The sequence below is a fragment of the Micromonospora sp. NPDC049282 genome, assembly GCF_043197045.1.
Classification (GTDB): Bacteria; Actinomycetota; Actinomycetes; order Mycobacteriales; family Micromonosporaceae; genus Micromonospora.
In genome coordinates, this window is record NZ_JBICSL010000015.1 from 126,253 (window position 1) to 144,577 (window position 18,325).

16 protein-coding genes are annotated in these 18,325 nt (G+C 74.9%); 13 read left to right on the forward strand and 3 right to left on the reverse strand.

What is annotated here, in order from left to right; translation table 11 throughout:
• Positions 1-29: 29 nt before the first annotated feature.
• The 3 genes from ACGFI2_RS23180 (at position 30) to ACGFI2_RS23190 (ending at position 4,275) form a co-directional block, all read left to right on the forward strand.
• Complete coding sequence (locus tag ACGFI2_RS23180; RefSeq protein ID WP_393520568.1) at positions 30-215, forward strand: hypothetical protein; 186 nt, start codon at positions 30-32, stop codon at positions 213-215.
• Positions 216-413: 198 nt separating this feature from the next.
• Positions 414-785: a hypothetical protein gene (locus ACGFI2_RS23185; protein WP_393520570.1), complete on the forward strand. Its 372-nt coding sequence runs from the start codon at positions 414-416 to the stop codon at positions 783-785.
• 274 nt (positions 786-1,059) lie between these two features.
• Positions 1,060-4,275: a hypothetical protein gene (locus ACGFI2_RS23190; RefSeq protein WP_393520572.1), complete on the forward strand. Its 3,216-nt coding sequence runs from the start codon at positions 1,060-1,062 to the stop codon at positions 4,273-4,275.
• 61 nt (positions 4,276-4,336) lie between these two features.
• On the opposite strand, the gene ACGFI2_RS23195 is transcribed toward ACGFI2_RS23190, so the two are convergent.
• Complete coding sequence (locus ACGFI2_RS23195) at positions 4,337-5,383, reverse strand: alcohol dehydrogenase catalytic domain-containing protein (RefSeq protein WP_393520574.1); 1,047 nt, start codon at positions 5,381-5,383, stop codon at positions 4,337-4,339.
• A 160-nt stretch (positions 5,384-5,543) separates the two neighbouring features.
• On the opposite strand from ACGFI2_RS23195, the gene ACGFI2_RS23200 reads away from it, so the two are divergent.
• From ACGFI2_RS23200 to ACGFI2_RS23245, 10 genes are all read left to right on the forward strand, one after another.
• Positions 5,544-6,794, forward strand: a complete 1,251-nt coding sequence (locus tag ACGFI2_RS23200; RefSeq protein ID WP_393520576.1) for a cytochrome P450 — start codon at positions 5,544-5,546, stop codon at positions 6,792-6,794.
• 166 nt (positions 6,795-6,960) lie between these two features.
• Positions 6,961-7,419: a helix-turn-helix transcriptional regulator gene (locus ACGFI2_RS23205; RefSeq protein WP_393520578.1), complete on the forward strand. Its 459-nt coding sequence runs from the start codon at positions 6,961-6,963 to the stop codon at positions 7,417-7,419.
• Between the two features lie 253 nt (positions 7,420-7,672).
• On the forward strand, positions 7,673-10,069 hold the full coding sequence (locus ACGFI2_RS23210; RefSeq protein ID WP_393520580.1) for a nitrate- and nitrite sensing domain-containing protein: 2,397 nt from the start codon (positions 7,673-7,675) through the stop codon (positions 10,067-10,069).
• An 18-nt stretch (positions 10,070-10,087) separates the two neighbouring features.
• A complete protein-coding gene (locus ACGFI2_RS23215) occupies positions 10,088-10,492 on the forward strand; it encodes a roadblock/LC7 domain-containing protein (protein ID WP_181567524.1) in 405 nt (134 codons plus the stop codon).
• Between the two features lie 48 nt (positions 10,493-10,540).
• Positions 10,541-11,734, forward strand: coding sequence for an ABC transporter substrate-binding protein (locus ACGFI2_RS23220; protein ID WP_393520583.1), 1,194 nt, complete (start codon positions 10,541-10,543; stop codon positions 11,732-11,734).
• Positions 11,731-12,612 (forward strand): branched-chain amino acid ABC transporter permease, encoded by an 882-nt coding sequence (locus ACGFI2_RS23225; protein ID WP_393520585.1) that lies wholly within the window; start codon positions 11,731-11,733, stop codon positions 12,610-12,612. Before ACGFI2_RS23220 ends, ACGFI2_RS23225 begins: the two co-directional genes overlap by 4 nt.
• A 94-nt stretch (positions 12,613-12,706) precedes the next feature.
• Positions 12,707-13,717, forward strand: a complete 1,011-nt coding sequence (locus tag ACGFI2_RS23230; RefSeq protein WP_393520587.1) for a branched-chain amino acid ABC transporter permease — start codon at positions 12,707-12,709, stop codon at positions 13,715-13,717.
• Positions 13,714-14,457 (forward strand): ABC transporter ATP-binding protein, encoded by a 744-nt coding sequence (locus ACGFI2_RS23235; protein ID WP_393520589.1) that lies wholly within the window; start codon positions 13,714-13,716, stop codon positions 14,455-14,457. Before ACGFI2_RS23230 ends, ACGFI2_RS23235 begins: the two co-directional genes overlap by 4 nt.
• Positions 14,457-15,254 carry an ABC transporter ATP-binding protein gene (locus ACGFI2_RS23240; RefSeq protein WP_393520591.1) on the forward strand — a complete coding sequence of 266 codons (798 nt, stop codon included), beginning with the start codon at positions 14,457-14,459 and terminating at the stop codon, positions 15,252-15,254. Before ACGFI2_RS23235 ends, ACGFI2_RS23240 begins: the two co-directional genes overlap by 1 nt.
• Positions 15,255-15,260: 6 nt before the next feature.
• Positions 15,261-16,079, forward strand: a complete 819-nt coding sequence (locus ACGFI2_RS23245) for a class I SAM-dependent methyltransferase (RefSeq protein ID WP_393520593.1) — start codon at positions 15,261-15,263, stop codon at positions 16,077-16,079.
• A gap of 176 nt (positions 16,080-16,255) precedes the next feature.
• Here ACGFI2_RS23245 and ACGFI2_RS23250 read toward each other — a convergent pair whose 3' ends face one another.
• Positions 16,256-17,071, reverse strand: coding sequence for a DUF72 domain-containing protein (locus ACGFI2_RS23250; RefSeq protein WP_393520676.1), 816 nt, complete (start codon positions 17,069-17,071; stop codon positions 16,256-16,258).
• A 126-nt stretch (positions 17,072-17,197) separates the two neighbouring features.
• The gene (locus ACGFI2_RS23255) at positions 17,198-18,184 is read right to left on the reverse strand and encodes a GGDEF domain-containing protein (RefSeq protein ID WP_393520595.1); all 987 of its coding nucleotides are present in this window, start codon (positions 18,182-18,184) and stop codon (positions 17,198-17,200) included.
• Positions 18,185-18,325: the final 141 nt, after the last annotated feature.

An 18,325-nucleotide genomic window follows, 5' to 3' on the forward strand; every position in this document is an offset into this window, starting at 1 on the left:
CGATCTTAGTCCGAGATGGGGTGCGGCTGGTGTTGTCGGACCTGCCGGTCATCGGCTCCGGTGCCGTCTACGCCGCACTGTGGACAGGTATGCCGGTTCCGTCAGGTGATGCCTTCCAGGTGGTCGCGGCGATGCCGTCGGCAGCCCTTCTACCTGCGGAAACCGCAGCTCTGTCGAGGCCGGACAGCTTTGATCCACAGTGGCCGTTCGGCTGATGACAAGGTGATCATCGATGAAATAGCGTCGTGTAAGGCATTCGACGGGGAGAGGACCACATGATTCGACGACAGCGTTTATGGTGGCGAAGTGTGATTGCTGCCGCAGTGACCGTAACGGCGACCATCGCGGTAGGCGCCACGCCCGCCCAGGCGGCCGTGTACGCGGACAATCTTTGTTCCGAGAATGATTTTCGGGTGACCGTCTCGGTCGGAAAATCGTGGTCCATCGGTCGGGTTCACGCCACCAGCGACTACACCGTCAACGGCAACGGTTACTCCTTCCGCAGCTGTAGCTGGACCGGCACCAACCACACCTACCGCTACCGGTGCACCAGCGCCACCGCCGGCACCTGGAAGATCAACCTGGTGGCCCGGGAGGAGAACGGCAACGGGGTCCGGGTCCAGCAGGACGTCCGATGCGACGGGTACGAGCGCAACGTGTACTGGACGGGCCAGACCAGTTCGAAGTGGCCGGTGCACTTCCACCTCTGGGCGCCGGCCGGCACCGGATGCCGGGACAGCGGCTGTGAGCAGTACCTCAACAACTGGTACGCCGTAGTCGCCTGACATCGAGCGCGCCGCGCGGGCCACCGAGGGGTGGCCCGCGCGGTCGTGTGTCCGATCCCGATCGGCCGGTCGGGGAACCGCCGGGCTGCCCTGCACCAGCCGATCGGTGGACCCGGATCGCCGTGCGGCCGGAATTGATGTCGAGCGGTCGATAACCGGTGCGGCGGCGTATCGCGAGAAGTCCTTGCCTCCTACGGTGACGTCCGGCACGCGGACGGGATGCGCCGGGAGTCACCCGAGAGCGCCGTCCGGGCGGACAGGGAGAGTTGTCTCGATGCGAGTTTGGAGTCGCGCGGTCGCGGTGCTCGCCGCCGGCGCGGTCGTGGTGGCGGGAGTGCCGGCGCTCGCCGCCACCGTCACCGTGGCGGACGCCGGCGCCACCGGACGTACCGGTGTCCGGACCTCCGGTGGTAGCGCCGCGCTCGGCGCCGCCCGTACGGTCGCCACCAGGGCGCTGGTGACGCCGGGGGACACCCGGCTGATGCCGACCACGCCCCGCACCGACACCCCGCGGATCACCGACGGCGGGATCACCGACATCGAGGTGATCGGCAACCGCGTCTTCGTCGCCGGCACCTTCACGTCGATCTCGAACGTCGGTGGCACGGCCGTCGCGCAGCGGTCGCTGGCGGCGTACAACCTGGACACCGGGAAGGTGGACACCGGCTTCCGGCCCACCATCGACGGCGCGGTGGCGGCCGTCGAGGCGTCGCCGGACGGGTCGTCGCTCTACATCACGGGCTCGTTCAACACCATCAACGGCGTCACCAAGCGCAAGGTGGCCCGGCTCAACCCGACCACTGGCGCGCCGGTCACCGCGTTCACCGCGAACGCGAGCGCGCGGGGGACCGCGCTGGCGGTGAGCCCCACCGCGGTCTACGTCGGCGGTCAGTTCACCACCGTCAACGGCGTCGCCCGCAGCGGCCTGGCCGCGGTCAACCCGACCACCGGCGCGGTCGACACCGCGTTCAACCTGCCGCTCACCGGCGGCATCGGCGTCGGCGGCCTGCTCACCGTGCAGCAGCTCAAGCTGACCCACGACCGCAGCAAGCTGCTGGTGGTGCACACCGGCCGCCAGATCGCCGGGCAGGACCGCTACGGCGTGGCGCTGATCGGTACGGCCAGCAAGGCGCTGCTGCCGTGGCGTACCCGGCTGTGGGAGGACAACCTCTCCTTCGTCGGCGGCATCCAGCGCGTCTTCGCCGGCGACATCGCGCCGGACGACTCGTACTTCGTGGTCACCAGCGGCTCGGGCGGCGACCGGCCGCCGATCAACGACACCGCCATCGCGTACCCGCTGACCGGGAACGACCACGTCGAGCCGCTCTGGATCTCCCGGCACTTCGACAGCATCTACTCGGTCGCCATCACCGCCACCGCCGTCTACGTCGGCGGGCACTTCAGCTGGCAGGAGTCACCCACCTCGAACGTGCCCTGGCCCGGCCTGGAGAACGTCGGCTACGGCACCGGCCAGGGGCTGAGCGGCTACGGCCTCGGTGACCAGGTGGTCCGCCGTGACCACCTCGGCGCGCTGGACCCGGCCACCGGCACCGCGCTGGAGTGGAACCCCGGCTCCGACTCGTACGAGGGGGAGAAGGCGATGCTGGCCACCTCGCGCGGCCTGCTCGTCGGCGGCGACGGCAACGTCAAGGGCGGGAAGACCACCGGTCGGGTGGCCTTCTTCGACCTGTCCACCCTGCCCGCGCCGTCGTCGCTGGACACCACGATCACCACCCCGATCGAGGGCGCGGTGAAGCCGGCCGGCGAGACGTTCGACCTCGGCGGGCAGGGGCTCGCCCCGGCCGGCGTGGCCCGCGTCCAGGTGGAGGTCATGAACCGCAACACCGGCCGCTACCTGCAGGCCGACCTGAAGACCTGGGGCGATTTCAAGGGCCTCAACGCCACGCTCGCCGCGCCGAACGCCACCTCCACCGCCTGGACCCTGCCGGTGTCGTTGCCGGCCGGGGTCTACCAGATCCAGGCGAAGACGTTCGGCCGCGACGGGGCCGGCGACACCACCAAGGCGGTCAAGAAGATCGAGGCGTTCCGCTTCGACGACCTGCCGCCGTCGACCCGGATCACCGCGCCCGCGGCCGGGCTGCTGGCCACGAAGAGTTTCGTGGCCAGCGGCACCGCCACCGACGACAAGGGCGTCAGCTCGCTGATCTACTCGTTCCGCACCCCCGACAACCGCTACCTGCAGGACGACGGCACCGTGGCGGCGGTCTACAACACGTTCCGGGGCGAGCCGGACGTGATCGGCGCGACGTCCACCACCTGGCAGTACGAGGTGACGCTGCCGGCCGAGGGGCAGTGGAAGATGAGCGCCACCGCGGTCGACACGACCGGGCAGAGCGACCTGCGCGGTGACGACCGGGACTGGACCGTCTCGGCGAACGGCGTCCCGCCGACCGTGGCCATCACCGCCCCGGTGGCGATGACCCCGCCGACCGCCGCCGCGCCGCTGACCGTCGCCCCGGGCGCGCGGGTCACGTTCGCCGGCACGGCCCGCGACGAGGACGCCCTGAAGTCGGTCGAGATCTACCTGCGCAACAACACCACCCGCGAGGCGCTCGCGGCGGACGGCACCTGGGGCGCCGACTCGGTGGCCGCGTACCACCGGATCTCACCGCTCAACCTGGACGCCGCGACGTTCGACTGGTCGTTCACCACCGTGCCGCTCACCCCCGGCGTCTACGACTTCCGGGTACGCGCGACCGACCGGCTCGACCTGACCACCGCCACCGGCGACCTGGGCCGGCTCACGGTCACCGCCCAGGTGCCCGGCGACGCCTTCCCGAACGGCCTGCTCAGCTTCACCGGAACCGACCAGAACGTCGACCGGTTGCACCTGGACCTGGCCGGCACGGCGACCGACGACAAGGGCGTCCGGGCGGTCCGGGTGGCGCTGCGCGACCTGGACACCGGCCGGTACGTGCAGCCCAACGGCACGATGGCCGCCGCGTTCGCCACCGTGGACGCGACGCTCGCCAAGCCCGACGCCACGAGCACCGCGTTCACGCTCTCGGTCGACCTGCCCACGAAGGGCACGTACAGCGTCGAGGCGTGGGCCGTGGACACGGCCGGCCAGCAGGACGGGTCGACCGCAGGCGCCACCGCGAAGTACCTCGTCTACCCCGGTGACCTCGATCCGAGGCTGGAGCCGAGCATCACGCCGGTCGAGGGCCAGGTCTACCCCGGCGGCCGGATCGTGGTGTCCGGCCGGGCCGTCGACGACGTCGGGATGCAGCGGGTGGAGGTGCAGATCACCAACAGCGCCGGGCAGGGGATGAACGCGGCCGGCACGTTCGGCCGGGCGGGCACCTGGATCGCGACGTTCCTCACCAGCCCGGGCTCGCCGGGGTCGAACTTCGCGTACACGTCTCCGGTCGTCCCGGCCGGCACCTACACGGTGACGATCCGGGGCATGGACAACTACGGGCAGTACCAGCAGCCGCCCCGTACCGTGTCGGTGACCGTCACCGGCTGAGCCGGTCGGCCCGCGGGCCGGTCCGCGTCGGTTCCTCCGGCGCCGGGCCGGCCCGCGGTCGTCAGGGGTGGACGAGTCGCATCCCGGCGGTCGTCGGACGGTCCATGGTGGCCAGCGCCGCGGGCGCCTCGGCCAGCCCGAGGGCGCCGGTGACCAACTCGCCGGGGCGCAGCACCCCGGCGCTGACCAGGCGCACCAGCTCGGGGTAGGCGTGGGCCGGCATCCCGTGGCTGCCCCGCAGCTCCAACTCGTACGCGATCACCAGCTCCATCGGCAGGGCGGGCCGGCCCCGCGCGGCGGGCAGCAGCCCCACCTGCACGTGCCGGCCGCGCCGGCGCAGGCTCTCGATCGAGGCGACGCAGGTGGCGTGACTGCCCAGCGCGTCGAGCGAGAGGTGGGCGCCGCCACCGGTCGCGTCCCGGACCGCGGCGGCCACCTCACCGGGGCCGCCGAGCGCGCTCCCGTCCAGGCAGACCGCGGCCCCGCTGCGCCCGGCCAGCTCCAGCGCGGCGGGCGCGACGTCCACCGCCACCACCCGGGCGCCGGCCGCCGCCGCGATCATCACGGCGGACAGGCCCACCCCGCCGCAGCCGTGTACCGCGACCCACTCGCCGGCGGCGACCCGGCCGTGGGCGACCACGGCCCGGAACGCGGTGGCGAACCGGCAGCCGAGCGCGGCGGCGGTCGCGTCGTCCACCTCGTCCGGCAGCCGGACCAGGTTGACGTCGGCGTGCCGCACCGCGACGTACTCGGCGAACGAGCCCCAGCCGGTGAAGCCGGGCTGGGTCTGCCGCTCGCAGACCTGCTGGTCGCCGGCGAGGCAGGAGGGGCACCGCCCGCAGGCGCAGACGAACGGCGCGGTGACCCGGTCGCCGGGCCGCCAGCCGCGTACCCCGGCGCCGACCGCCGCGACGACGCCGGCGAACTCGTGCCCGGGTACGTGCGGGAGCCGGATGTCCGGGTCGTGTCCCTGCCAGCCGTGCCAGTCGCTGCGACACAGCCCGGTCGCGCCGACCCGCAGGACCACCCCGTCCGGCGCCGGCTCCGGGTCGGCCACCTGCCGCACCTCGGGCCACCCACCGAACTCGTCGAACACCACCGCTTGCATCCTCGCATCCTCACACGGCGCCCAGCGTCGTTGAAAAGGGCAAGGAGCAGGGCGCAAGTTGCGGAAAAGCGGCAGAAATAGATTGATGCCGGCAAATCTTGACGCGTGTTCGCCCGGTAGCGCACGGTAAGGAAAGTGGTCGGTAGCGCAGGAGGCGGTCATGCGGTTGAATCCGTTCGCGGGAGCGTATCTCACCGACCCGGCCGGCGTCTGGGCCCGGCTGCTCGACGGCGGGGTGCACCACGACGAGGAACTCGGGCTGTGGCTGATCAGCCGGCACGCCGACGTCCGGCGCGCGCTCGCCGACGCGCGGTCGTTCGGCAACGCCCTCACCCTCGCCCCGGTCTACGACGTCTGCCCGGAGGCGCTGGCCCTGGTCGTCCAGATCGACGCGCCGCCCACGACCGCCGCCGCCGACCCGCCGGTGCATCCACGGACCCGCCGGGCGCTGCGGGTCACGTTCGCCAACACCCCGGAGCGGGTCGAGCAGCGCTACGGTCGGATCGTCCGCCGTCGGGTGGACGAGCTGGTGTCGCGGCTGGCCGCCCGGGCCGGTGAGGAGGTCGACCTCGTCACCGAGTTCACCGCCGAACTGCCGTTGCTGGTCCTGCTGGACATCCTCGGTGTGCCGGCGCGCGACGTGCCGCGGATCCGGGCCTGGGCGGACGGGCAGATCGCCCTGATCTGGGGCCGGCCCGACCCGGCCGAGCAGGTGCGGCTGGCCGGCGGGCTGCTGGAGTTCTGGCGCTACTGCCAGGACCTCGTCCGGCGCCGGCTCGACGGCGGCGGCGACGACTACGTCAGCGAGCTGCTGGCGTACCGGCACGGCGACGACGAGGTGCTGACCACCGCCGAGGTGTCCAGCATCGTGTTCAACCTGCTGGTCGCCGGCCACGAGACGACCGCCGGGTTGCTCGCCCACGCGCTGGAGGGGGCGCTGTCCGAACCGGACCGGTGGCGGTCGTTCGCCGAGCGCCCGGAGCGGGTGCCGGCGTTCCTCACCGAGACGCTGCGCTTCGCGCCCGCGATCGACGGTTGGCTGCGGGTGACCAACCGGCCGGTCACGCTGGGCGGGGTCACCATTCCCGCCGGGGCGCGTTGCCTGCTGCTGATCGGCGCCGCCAACCGGGACCCGGCGGCGTTCCGTGACCCGAACCGGTTCGACCCGGACCGGCCGGACGCGCACGAGCATCTCTCCTTCGGCCACGGCCCGCACTTCTGCATCGGGGCGGCGCTGGCCCGGCTGGAGGCGGGCACCGCGCTCACCCGCCTCGCCGCGGCCCTGCCGGACCTGCGGCCGGCGCCGGGGCACCACCGCGCCTTCCGGCCCAACCTGGCGTTCCGCGCCCACCGGGCGCTGCCGGTCACCGTCGCCGCGGCGGTGCCGTCCGGCCACCGGCCGGTGGCGTGACGCGTGCCGATGGGGGTGCCGGGCGGTAGACGCGGGCGGACACGCAGCGCAGTCGCGTCTTCACACCCGCGCGCCGGTGGGTTAAGAATGACCCCCTGCGAACGTCCGGTAATCACCCGCCCTCGATCTGCTGCCGATGCCGGTCCGGCGTCGCGAAGGTGAGCACATGGATCGCACGCCCGCGTCGAACGCCGCTCCCTCCGCCGCCAGCCACCAGTTCCGTGCCGAGCTGCGCCGCTGGCGGACCCGGCGCGGCCTGACCCAGCGGGCGCTGGCCGAGCGGGTGCGGTTCAGCCGGGAGACGGTCGCCGCGGTCGAGTCCGGCCGGCGGTTCGGCAGCCAGGAGTTCGCCGTCCGCTGCGACGACGTGCTCGCCACCGGCGGTCGGCTGTGCGAGCTGTGGCCGCAGGTCGCGGCGGAGCAGTTGGCGGCGGACGGCCGACGGGGGCCCCGGTTCGGCGAGGTGGCCCGGCCGGACCCGGCCGGCGCGCCGGCCGTGCGGCGCGACCCGCGCGATCCGCAGGCCGTGGTGGCGGCGATCGACGAGTTGCGGGAGCTGATCGGTCAGGTGCTCGCACAGCCCGAGCCCGACGGGCCGCCACCGCCGGCGGTGGACCGGCGCTGACCGGGCTCGACGCCCGGAGCCGGGGCGGTCACCGGCGTCGCCAACTCTGGGTACAGATGCTGGTACGGCCTGTTTGTACCACGGTCGGGTCTGGCCTCGACGCATGGCTTCCGGCGCAATGAGACGTGCAATCCGCAAATGCAGATAGAACTTTGCCGATCAGTGCGGGGAGTCAGCAGTGGCGTCGAGCACGAGGTCCCACGCGGCCCGACCCTACCCGACCCGCCGCCGTCGGTGGCGCATCGGCGGCCGGATGCGCCTCATCGTGGCGGCCCCGCTCGTCGCCGTGATGGGCTTCGCCGGGCTGGCCCTGACCGAGAGTGCCCGGCAGACCGCCCGCGCCAGCGACCTCGGCCAACTCGCCCAGCTCGGCGCCGAGGCGGGCGGCCTGGCGCACCGCCTCCAGCACGAACGGATCGTCGCCGCCGATCTGCTGACCCGCGGCACCCCCGCCCAGCAGGACGCCTTCGCCGACGCCACCAGCGCCACCGACGCCGCGGTGGCCGGATACCGCCGGCAGCGCGCCCAGGTGCCCACCGGAGCCGCCGCCGAACGGGCCGTCCTGCCGCGGATCGACGCCGCGCTGGCCGGCCTCGCCCCGCTGCGCGCCCAGGTACGCACCGCCGAGCGCGCCTCGGTGTCGGCGATGACCTTCAGCTACCGCATCGTCATCGCCGACCTGCTCGGCCTGCGGGAGAGCGTCACCCTCGGCGTGGTCGAGCCCCGGATCGCGGACGGCATCCGGGCCTCCGCCGCGCTGTCCAAGGTGGCCGAGGCGGTCGGTCAGCAACAGGTGGCCGTGCTGCGCGCCGTCACCGCCGGTCAGGTGACGCCCGCGTTGCAGCAGGACATCACCGCCGCCCGGACCGGCTTCACCGAGGCGACGCTGGCCTTCCTGGCACTGGCCCGGCCGAGCTGGCAGGGCTGGTGGGAGCAGGCCGGCAGCGGCGAGAACGCGCTGCGGCTGCAACGTCTCCTCGACCAGGTGGCCCGGACGGCGGCGGGCGACCGCCTCCAGCTCGACCTGGGCACCTGGCTCACCGCCACCCAGCAGTGGGCGGTACGCCTGGCCGAGCTGCGCCTGCGGGTCGACGGCGCGGTGCTCGACGACATCCGCGCCGCCCACGCCGAGCAACGCCGGCGCACCGTGGTCGAGGCGGCGGCCGCCGCGCTGGCCCTGCTGCTGACCGCGCTTGTCACCTGGGCGGTGGCGCGCCAGATCACCCGGCGACTGCGCCGGCTGCGGGACGCGGCGAACGCGGTCGCCTTCGAGCGGTTGCCCCAGGTGGTGGCCCGGTTGAAGGAGCCGGACAGCGCCTCGGTGGACCCGGACGAACTGGCCCGCCGGCAGGCCGTCGACGCGCTGGAGGTCTCCGGCGACGACGAGATCGGCGAGGTCGGGCAGGCGTTCAGCGCGGTGCACCGGGCCGCCGTGCGGACCGCCGCGGAGCAGGCGGTGATGCGGGCCAACACCGCGGAGATCTTCATCCACCTCAGCCGGCGGGAGCAGCGCCTGGTCGACGCCGTGCTGGCCCAGGTCGACAGGGTCGAGCGGGACGAGACCGATCCGGACCGGCTGCACCAGCTCTACGCGCTGGACAATCTCGCCACCCGGATGGGGCGGATCAACGCCAGCCTGCTGGTGCTGGGCGGGGTGGGCGTCGGGCGGGTCCGCCACCACGACGTGCCGCTGCCCCAGGTGCTCCAGGCCGCGCAGAGCCAGATCGAGCACTACGCCCGCATCCGGCTCGGTCTGGTGGACGGCGACGTCGCCGTGGCCGCCGAGTCGGTCGACGAGGTGGTGCACCTGCTCGCCGAGCTGATGGAGAACGCCACCGGCTACTCGCCGCCGGCGACCGAGGCCTGGGTGACCGGACGCAGTCTCGGCGACCGGGTGATCGTGCAGATCAGCGACGAGGGCGTCGGTCTGCCCCCGCACCGGCGGCAGCAACTCAACGACCTGCTCGCCCAGCCGCCCGCCATCGACGTCGCCACCGTCCGGGCGATGGGTCTGGTCGTGGTGGGGCAGCTCGCCACCCGGCTGGGCGCCGCCGTCCAGCTCCGCTCCGGGCCACGTCGCGGCACCATCGCCGAGGTGGCGCTCCCGGCCGCGTTGACCCGACCGCTGCCGCCCGAGGAGTTCCTGCTCACCCCCGAGCGGCCGTCCCGACGGACGGCCCGCACCACCCTCGCGTCCCCGACCGGGCGGGCCACCATCGTGCCCGCCGGGGCGCGGCCCGCCCCGCAGCCGTGGGCCGGCGGCCCGGCCGCCGACCGGGCGCTCCCGGTCGCCCCGGTCTTCCAGCCGGCGGCGGTCCCCGGCCCGGGCGACGCGCCGACCGAGGAGCTGGTCATCTTCCACCAGGTCAACCACTGGTTCCAGGCGGACCGGCCGGACGGCGACGGCACGTCGTGGGCCGGCCCCGCCGACGACGCCTGGCGCACGGCGACGCGTTCCGACGAGCCCCGGGTCGCCGGCACCACCACGTCCGGGCTGCCCCGCCGGCAGCCGCAGGAGCACCTGGTGCCCGGCGGCGTCCCGGCGCCCCGGCAGGCCACCGAGCACCGTGACCCCGCCCGGGTGGCCACCGCGATGGCCGCCTACGCCCGCGGTGTCGCCGGCCGCCGGGCCAACCTGATCACCCACTGACCCGACAAGGGAGCGCACGTGACCGACCACCAGGATCTCGGCTGGCTGCTGGACGCCTTCGCCGAGCGCGCCACCGAGGTCACCCACGCCATCGCCATCTCCAGCGACGGTCTGATGGTGGCCGCCACCCGCGGCCTCCCACCGGACCGGGCCGACCAGTTGGCGGCGACCGGCAGCGGGCTGGTCAGCCTGCTGCGCGGCGCGGCGGCGTTCTTCGACGCCGGCGCGGTGATCTCCAACGTCACCCAGCTGGAGGGCGGCTTCATGTTCTCCATGGCCTTCAACGACGGCGCCTCACTGCTCGTGCTCGCCGATCCGCGGTGCGACGTCGGCAAGGTCTCCTACGAGATGACCGAGCTGGCGAACCGCATCGGCGACGCGCTCACCCCCGCGGCCCGGGCGGCGCTGAGCCGCAGCCGCTGACCGCCGGCAGCACGCCGGATCCTCACCCCCTGACACAGGAGAGACACCATGTCCCTGACCCTGCCCCGGCGCAGCCGTGCCCGCACCGCGGCGCTGCTCGCCCTCGTTCTGCTCGCGGCGCCCGCCTGCGCCGACGGCGGCCCGGCCGCCGGCTCCGGCGGCACCGTCAAGATCGGTCTGCTCGCGTCGCTCTCCGGCACCTACCAGTCGGTCGGCAAGGACATCCGCGACGGCTTCCAGCTCTACCTGTCCGGCCACGACGGCAAGCTCGGTGGCCGCACGGTCGAGCTGGTCGTCGCCGACGAGGGCAACGGCGCGGCGACCGCCGTGCCCGCCGCCACCAAGCTGCTCAAGCAGGACCGGGTGGTGGCGCTCACCGGCATCGTCGGCGGCGGCTCGGTGGCCGCGGTCTATCCGCTGCTCAACGAGACGAAGGTGCCGTTCGTCGGCTCCAACGGGCGGCCGGAGCTCAAGGACGTGTCCCGGGTCTGGCACACCTCCTACCTCTCGGACGAGCCCGGCGAGGCGATCGCGGCGCACGTGCGCGAGGACGTCAAGGGCAGCGTCTACGCGATCGGCCCGGACTACCAGGGCGGCTGGGACGAGTTGCGCGGCTTCACCGAGGCGTTCGCCGCCGCGGGCGGCAAGCTGGCCAACCCGGACGGCAAGACCACGTTCACGCCGTTCCCGGCGACCACCAACTTCACCCCGTACTTCGCCCGGATCAAGGCCTCCGGCGCGAACGCGGTCTACACCTTCTACGCCGGTGGCGCGGCCGTCGACTTCGTCAAGCAGTACGCCCAGTCCGAGATCAAGGACGTGCCGCTCTACGCCGCCGGCTTCCTGACCGAGGGCGGGGTGCTCGACGCGCAGGGCGACGCAGCCCGGGACATCTACTCGGTGCTGAACTACTCGCCCGACCTCGACAACGCGCAGAACCGCGAGTTCGTGGCGGCCTGGAAGGCCGAGCACGACGGCTCACCGACGACGTACGCGATGGCCTCCTACGACGCGGCGGCGGTGCTGGACCGGGCGATCGCGGCGGCCGGCGACGACGCGACCCCAGAGAAGATCAACGCGGCGATCGGCCAACTCGGCCAGATCGCCAGCCCACGCGGCACCTGGCAGTTCTCGCCGACCACCCACGCGCCGGTGCAGAAGTGGTACCTGCGCCAGGTCCGCCAGGACGGGCGGGCGCTGTCCAACACCGTGGTCGGCGACCTCGCCACCGTGGGGGGATGACCGGCGTGCCGGTCGACCCCTACGTCGTCCCGGCCCTGGACGGGGTCGCCTACGGGCTGCTGGTGTTCGTCGCCGCGGCCGGGCTGGTGCTCTGCTTCGGCGTGGCCGGCATCCTCAACCTCGCGCACGGCACGCTCTTCGCCGTCGGCGGCTACACCGCCGCGGCGCTGCTGGACGGCGGCTGGCCCAGCCTGGCGCTGGCGTTCGCGGTCGGCGTGGGCGCCGCCACCGCCGCCGGCGCGCTGGTCGCGGTGCTGCTCACCCGGGTCGCGACGGCCGGCCACCTCACCCAGGCGCTGCTCACCTTCGGCGTCGCGCTGGCCGGCGGGAGCCTGCTCGTCGCCGCGTTCGGCCCGGACGACCCACCGGTGCGGGTGCCGGCCGCGCTGGACGGGTCGGTGGCGGTGGCGGGGCACCGCTATGCGGCGTACCGGTTGGTCTTCATCGTGGTGGCCGCGGTGCTCGCCGGCTTGTTGCACCTGGTGGTGCGGCGGACCCGGGCGGGGATGCTGGTGCGGGCGGCGGTCGACGACGCGGAGATGGTCGCGACGCTCGGGGTGAGCCCGGCGGTGGTCCGGGTCGGCGTGCTGGCCGCGGCCGGGGCGCTGGCCGGCGCCGCCGGCGTGCTGGGCGCGCCGATCATCGGCCCGGGGCCGGACACCGCGGACGCGGTGCTGCTGCTCTCCCTGGTCGTGGTGGTCCTCGGCGGCCTCGGCTCGATGACCGGCACGCTGCTCGCCGCGCTGGCCGTCGGTCAGATCCAGACGCTCGGCGTCGCGCTCGCCCCGTCGGCCGCCCCGTTCCTGCTCTTCGCCGCCATGGCGGTCGTGCTCGCGATCCGGGCCCGCGGCCTGACCACGGCGCGGAGGGCGACGTGAGGGGCCGGGCCGGGCGGGTGCTGCGGGTGGCCGTCGCCGCGGTGGTGCTGGCCGGTCTGGTCGCCGCGCGTCTGGTCGCCGTGCGGGGGGCGACGTGAGGGGCCGGGCCGGGCGGGTGCTGCGGGTGGCCGTCGCCGCGGTGGTGCTGGCCGGTCTGGTCGCCGCGCCCTGGGCGGTGGATGACTACACCGTGGCGCTGCTGGCCCGCACGCTGGCGCTGGGCCTGGTCGCGGTCGGCGTAGCCCTGCTGACCGGCGTCGCCGGGCTGCCCACGCTCGGCCAGACCGCGCCCTACGCGGCGGGCGCGTACGCCGGCGCGGTGGCCGGCGGCCAACTGACCGACGTCGGGCCGGTGCAACTGCTGGTCGCGGCCACGGCCGGGGCGGCGCTGGCGGTGGCGACGCTGCCGCTGGTGCTGCCCGCCCGCGGGGTGGTGCTCCTGATGATCACGCTGGCGATCGGCGAGCTGGCGGTGGTCCTCGCCGGGCGGTGGACCTCGGTGACCGGTGGCACCGACGGGCTGGCCGGCATCGCGCCGACCCGCCCGCTGTGGGGGCTGCCGGTGCTGGCCACCGACCGGTCCCGCTACCTCTACACGCTTGTGGTCGTCGCGGTGCTGACCGGCCTGGTGCTGCTGGTGCTGCGGACCCGGGCCGGGCTGCTGCTGCGGGCCGGCCGCGACGACGAGGCGCGGCTGCGGGCCAGCGGGCACCGCGTTCCGGCGCAGGTGGCGGGCGTCCACGTCGCGGCCGGCGCGATCGCCGGCGCGGCCGGCTCGCTGCTGGTCACCGCCCAGCAGTACGTCTCGCCGGCCGACTTCGGGTTCGACACCTCCGCGCTGCTGCTGCTCGGCGTGGTCGTCGGGGGCACCGCCTCGGTCGGCGGCGCGCTGGTCGGCGCCGTGCTCGTCGTCGCCGCCCGGGACTGGCTGTTCGGCGCGCTGCCCGGGCAGGCGCCGCTGGTGCTCGGGTTGGCCTTCGTCGTCGCCGCGCACCTGCTGCCCACCGCCCGGCCCGCCCGGCCGGCGGGCCGGCGCAACCGGGCGTCCACCCCGCACGCCGCCGACGCGCCCCGGCCGGCCGCCATGAGCGGGGTACGCACATGACGCCGCTGCTCACCGCCGAGGCGCTCACCGTGCGCTACGGCTCGCTGACCGCGCTCGACGCGGTCGACCTGCGCGTTCCGCTCGGCCAGCGGCACGCGCTGATCGGGCCGAACGGGGCGGGCAAGACCACGCTGCTCGACGTGGTGGCCGGCGCCGCCCGGCCGGCCGGTGGCCGGATCCGGCTGGCCGGGCGGGACGTCACCCGGCTCGGCCCGGCCGCCCGAGCCCGGCGTGGCGTCGGCCGGATCCACCAGCGGCCCGCCGTCTGGGATTCGCTCACTGCCCGGGAGAACGTGCTGGTCGCCGCGCTGCCCCGGGCCGAGCGGGCGGGCCGGTGGCACCCGACGGCCCGGCGGCGCGCGGCCGGGCGCACCGCGGACACGCTGCTCGACCGGGTGGGCCTCGCCCACCTCGCCGCGACCGCGGCCGGGCAACTCGCCCACGGGCAGCGCCGGCAACTGGAGATCGCCGTGGCGCTGGCCGGCCGGCCGCGGCTGCTGCTGCTCGACGAGCCGGCCGCCGGGCTCTCCACGGTGGAGGTCGGCTGGCTGGCGGAGTTCCTGCGCGGGCTGCCGCGCGCGGTCGCGGTGCTGCTGGTCGAGCACCGGCTGGACCTGGTCTACGCGCTCTGCGACACGGTGACCGTGCTGCGCGACGGCCGGACGCTCGCCACCGGGTCGCCCGCCGAGATCCGTGCGTCCGTCCCGGTCCGGGAGGCGTACGCGGAGGGGGTGACGTGATGCTGCGCATCGAACAGCTCTGCGCCGGTTACGCCGGCGGCACCGTCCTGCACGAGGTGAGCCTCGACGTGCCGCCCGGGGCCGTGCAGGCGGTGGTGGGCCGCAACGGCGCCGGCAAGAGCACGCTCGTGCACTGCGTGGCCGGCCTGGTCCGGCCGCACGCCGGGCGGATCGAGATCAGCGGGGTGCCGGTCGCCGGTCGGCAGCCGCACCGGATCGCCCGCGCCGGGGTGGGGCTGGTGCCGCAGGGCCGGCGGGTCTTCTCCCGGCTGACCGTGGCCGAGCACCTCGTCCTGGCCGCGGCGCCGTGGCGGGCGGCGACCCCGGGCGGGGAGGGCTGGACCGTCGCCCGGGTGCTGGAGCTGCTGCCTCGGCTCGGGGCCCGGCTGCGGCATCGCGGCGACCAGCTCTCCGGCGGGGAGCAGCAGATGCTGGCGATCGCCCGGGCGCTGCTCGGCCAGCCGCGGGTGCTGCTGCTCGACGAGCCGTGCGAGGGGCTCGCGCCCGACCTGGCCGCCCGGGTACGCGAGCTGGTCGGGTCCCTGGCCCGGGCCGGCACGACCGTGCTCCTGGTCGAGCAGCAGATCCGGCACGCGGTCGAGGTCGCCGACCGGCTCGCGGTGCTGGAGTACGGCCGGGTCGTCTACGACCGGCCGGCCGACGAGGCCCGGGCCGACCCGGGCGCGGTGGCGGCGCTGCTCAGCGTCGCCGCGGTCGGGGAGCCACCGGCCTCCCGGCCCGGGCCCGGGCTGCCCCACGTACCGGGCCCACGAACCGACCGACCGCGACAGGAATGAGGAGCGATGACGACCGACGCCCCCGAGACCGACTACGCCTTCGACACCGGCGCCGCCGACGCGGTGCCCCAACTGCACGCGCTCGAAGCCTTCCTGGACCCGATCACCACCGGCCGGATCGCCGGGCCGCTGCTCGCCCCGGACGCCGCCCGGTGCTGGGAGGTCGGCGCCGGCGGCGGCTCGGTCGCCCGGGCCATGGCCGCCGCGGTCGGCCCGGCCGGCCGGGTGGTGGCCACCGACCTCGACGTGACGCACCTGCGGCCGGCGGCCAACCTCGACGTGCGCCGGCACGACGTGCGCCGGGAGCCGCCGCCGGGGGACGCGTTCGACCTGATCCACGCCCGGCTGGTGCTGCTGCACCTGCCGGAGCGGCGCCGGGTCCTGCGTACCCTGGCCGGCGCGCTGGCCCCGGGCGGGTGGCTGGTGGTCGAGGAGTTCGACTGCACCGCGCCGCTGCGGGTGCTGACCGCGCCGAGCGACGACGCGGCGAAGCTCTTCGCCCAGGTGACGGACGCGATGCTGGGCATCCTGCAGAGCCACGGCGCGGACCTGGGCTGGGCGCAGGACGTGCACGCCGAGCTGGCCGCCGCGGGCCTGGTCGACATCGACACCGTCAGCCACGCGCAGAGCTGGCCGGGCGGCTCGCTCGGGGTCTCGCTGTACGGCACGAACTCCCGCCAGCTGGAACCGGAGCTGCTCGACGCCGGGCTGTCGCCGGGCCAACTGGAGGCGTTCCGTCGGCTGCTGGGTGATCCCGGGTTCGCGGCCATGTCCTACCAGTTCGTGTCGACCCGGGGTCGGCGTCGAGGTCCGGGACGGCGGTGAGTCCCGGGAACCGGCCGGCGGCCCCGGTTCATGGTGCTGCGTGCCGCGCACGCCGGCCTGAACCGGCGTGCGACGCGAGGACGCTTCGGCGGCCGTAGGTCCGATGGGCTCTGGGTGCGCTTGTGGTAGCTGGGACGACGACAGCCGCACCCAAGGGTGAGCGCGCGCGGCCGGCGTCAGAACAGCGTGGCCGGGCCGACCGGGGTCGGCTCGGGCAGCGGCGCCAACTCGGGCAGGCGGGCGCGGACCTGGTCGTGGAACCGGCGGGCCAGGTCCGGGGCGTCGGCGTTGTCCGGCGTGTGCACGAACACGGTCGGCGAGCGGCCCTCGCGCAGCCACCCGGTGACCACGTCCAGCCACGGCTGCCAGCCCTCGACCGTCGCGGCCGGGTCGTCGCGGCCGAGGTAGCGCACCACCGGCCGGTCGGTCAGCGCCTCGGTGCGCAGCGGCAGGCGCGGCTTGCGCGTCCACGCCTCCCGTTCCGCGTCGCTGGTCGGCGGCGTGCGGAAGAACGCGGTGGTGTCGAACGGGATCCACTCCGCGCCGGCCCGCCCCAGCGTCCGCGCCAACGCCCGCACCGCGTCGGCGTCGGTGAAGAACGCGGGGTGGCGGACCTCGACCGCGTACCGGTGGCCGGCGGGCAGGGCATGCAGGAACCGGTCCAGGTCGGGCACGTCACCCGGGCCGAACGAGCCGGGCAGTTGCACCCAGAGGGTGTCCGCCCGGGGCCCGAGCGGTTCCATCGCGTCCAGGAACGCCCGCAGCTCGGCCTCACCGCCGGTGAGCCGGCGCTCGTGCGTGACCACCTTCGGCAGCTTCGGCAGGAAACGGAAGTCCGGACCGGTCTGCTCCGCCCAGGACGCCACCGTCTCCCGGGCCGGCGTCGCGTAGAACGTGGTGTTCCCCTCGACCGCGTCGCACCAGCCGGCGTACGCCCGCAGCCGCTCGTGGGCCGGCAGGACCTGCCCCGGCCAGGACCGGTGCGTCCACATGGCACACCCGACGTGCAGTCGCATCCGACCCCTCCCTGCCGCGCCCACCGTATCCGGTCGCGGGCGGCGTGCCCGACTGGGCCGGGCCCAGCCTGGGAGGAGGAATCCGGAGGCGTCCGGCTCCGGTCAGCCGCCGCCGTCGGCGAGCAGCCGCCCGGCGGCCCGGCGACGCTGCTGCTTGACCCGGTAGAGGCGCTGGTCGGCGGCGTGCAGGAGCCGATCGAGGGTGTCCCCGTCGGAGGGCGCCGTGGCCGTGCCGACGCTCACCGCGGTAAGTGGCCGCAGCGCCGCCTCGATCCGCGTCGCGGTGGACCGGGCCGCCTGCTCGTCGGCGTCGGCGAGCACCACCACGAACTCGTCGCCGCCGATCCGGGCGATGGCGTCACCGCCGCGCAGCACCTCGCGCGTCGCGGTCACCACCCGGCGCAGCAGATCGTCTCCGGCGGCGTGCCCGAGACGGTCGTTGACCAGCTTGAAGTCGTCCAGGTCGAGGCAGAGCAGGGACGGTGCGGGCCGGCACCCGGTGCGGAACAGGAACCGGGCCAGCTCGGCCAGCCCGCGCCGGTTCAGCGCGCCGGTCAGCGGATCGAGCGAGGCCAGGGTACGCAGCTGCGACCGCTGCCGGGCCAGCGCCCGGGTCTGGGTGGAGCAGACCGAGATCAGCACCAGCATGCCGGACAGGTAGACGAAGACGTGACCGCGCGGTGCGGGCGGTCCGGCGACGGCGACCAGGAGATAGGTGCCGACGATGAGCACCTCGAAGCCCAGCATCAGGCGCAACTGCGGGGTGTAGCTGGCGACGAAGACGGCGGTGGTGAGGAAGCCCAGCGCGGCCGGTGAGGAGACGCCACCGTCGGCGAGCGCGCCCACCGTGGCCACCACCACCGTGATCAGCAGCAGTGTGGAGGAGACCCGGTAGCTCCAGGTCTTCGACGTCACCCGGGTCGCGACCCAGGAGCCCGCGACGCCGGCGGCCAGGCCGCAGCCGTACGCCCCGAGCATCATCGGTCGGTGCGGCTCGGTGAGCGTCGCCAGGCAGTACACCACGGCGACCGCGTGGGACACGGCGTGCAGCGCCGCGCTGAGCAGCGTGCGCCGGCGGCGCTCGGTCATCGGGCGGCCCGCCGGGGCGGGCGCCGGGCGGGTGCCCGGCGATGGTCGCGGGATCGGGCGACCGGCCCGCCCCCGCAGACGGCCGGTGTGCTCGCCACGCACCGGGGGCAGCTCGCCACGTCGAAATTCAATGACCGGGTC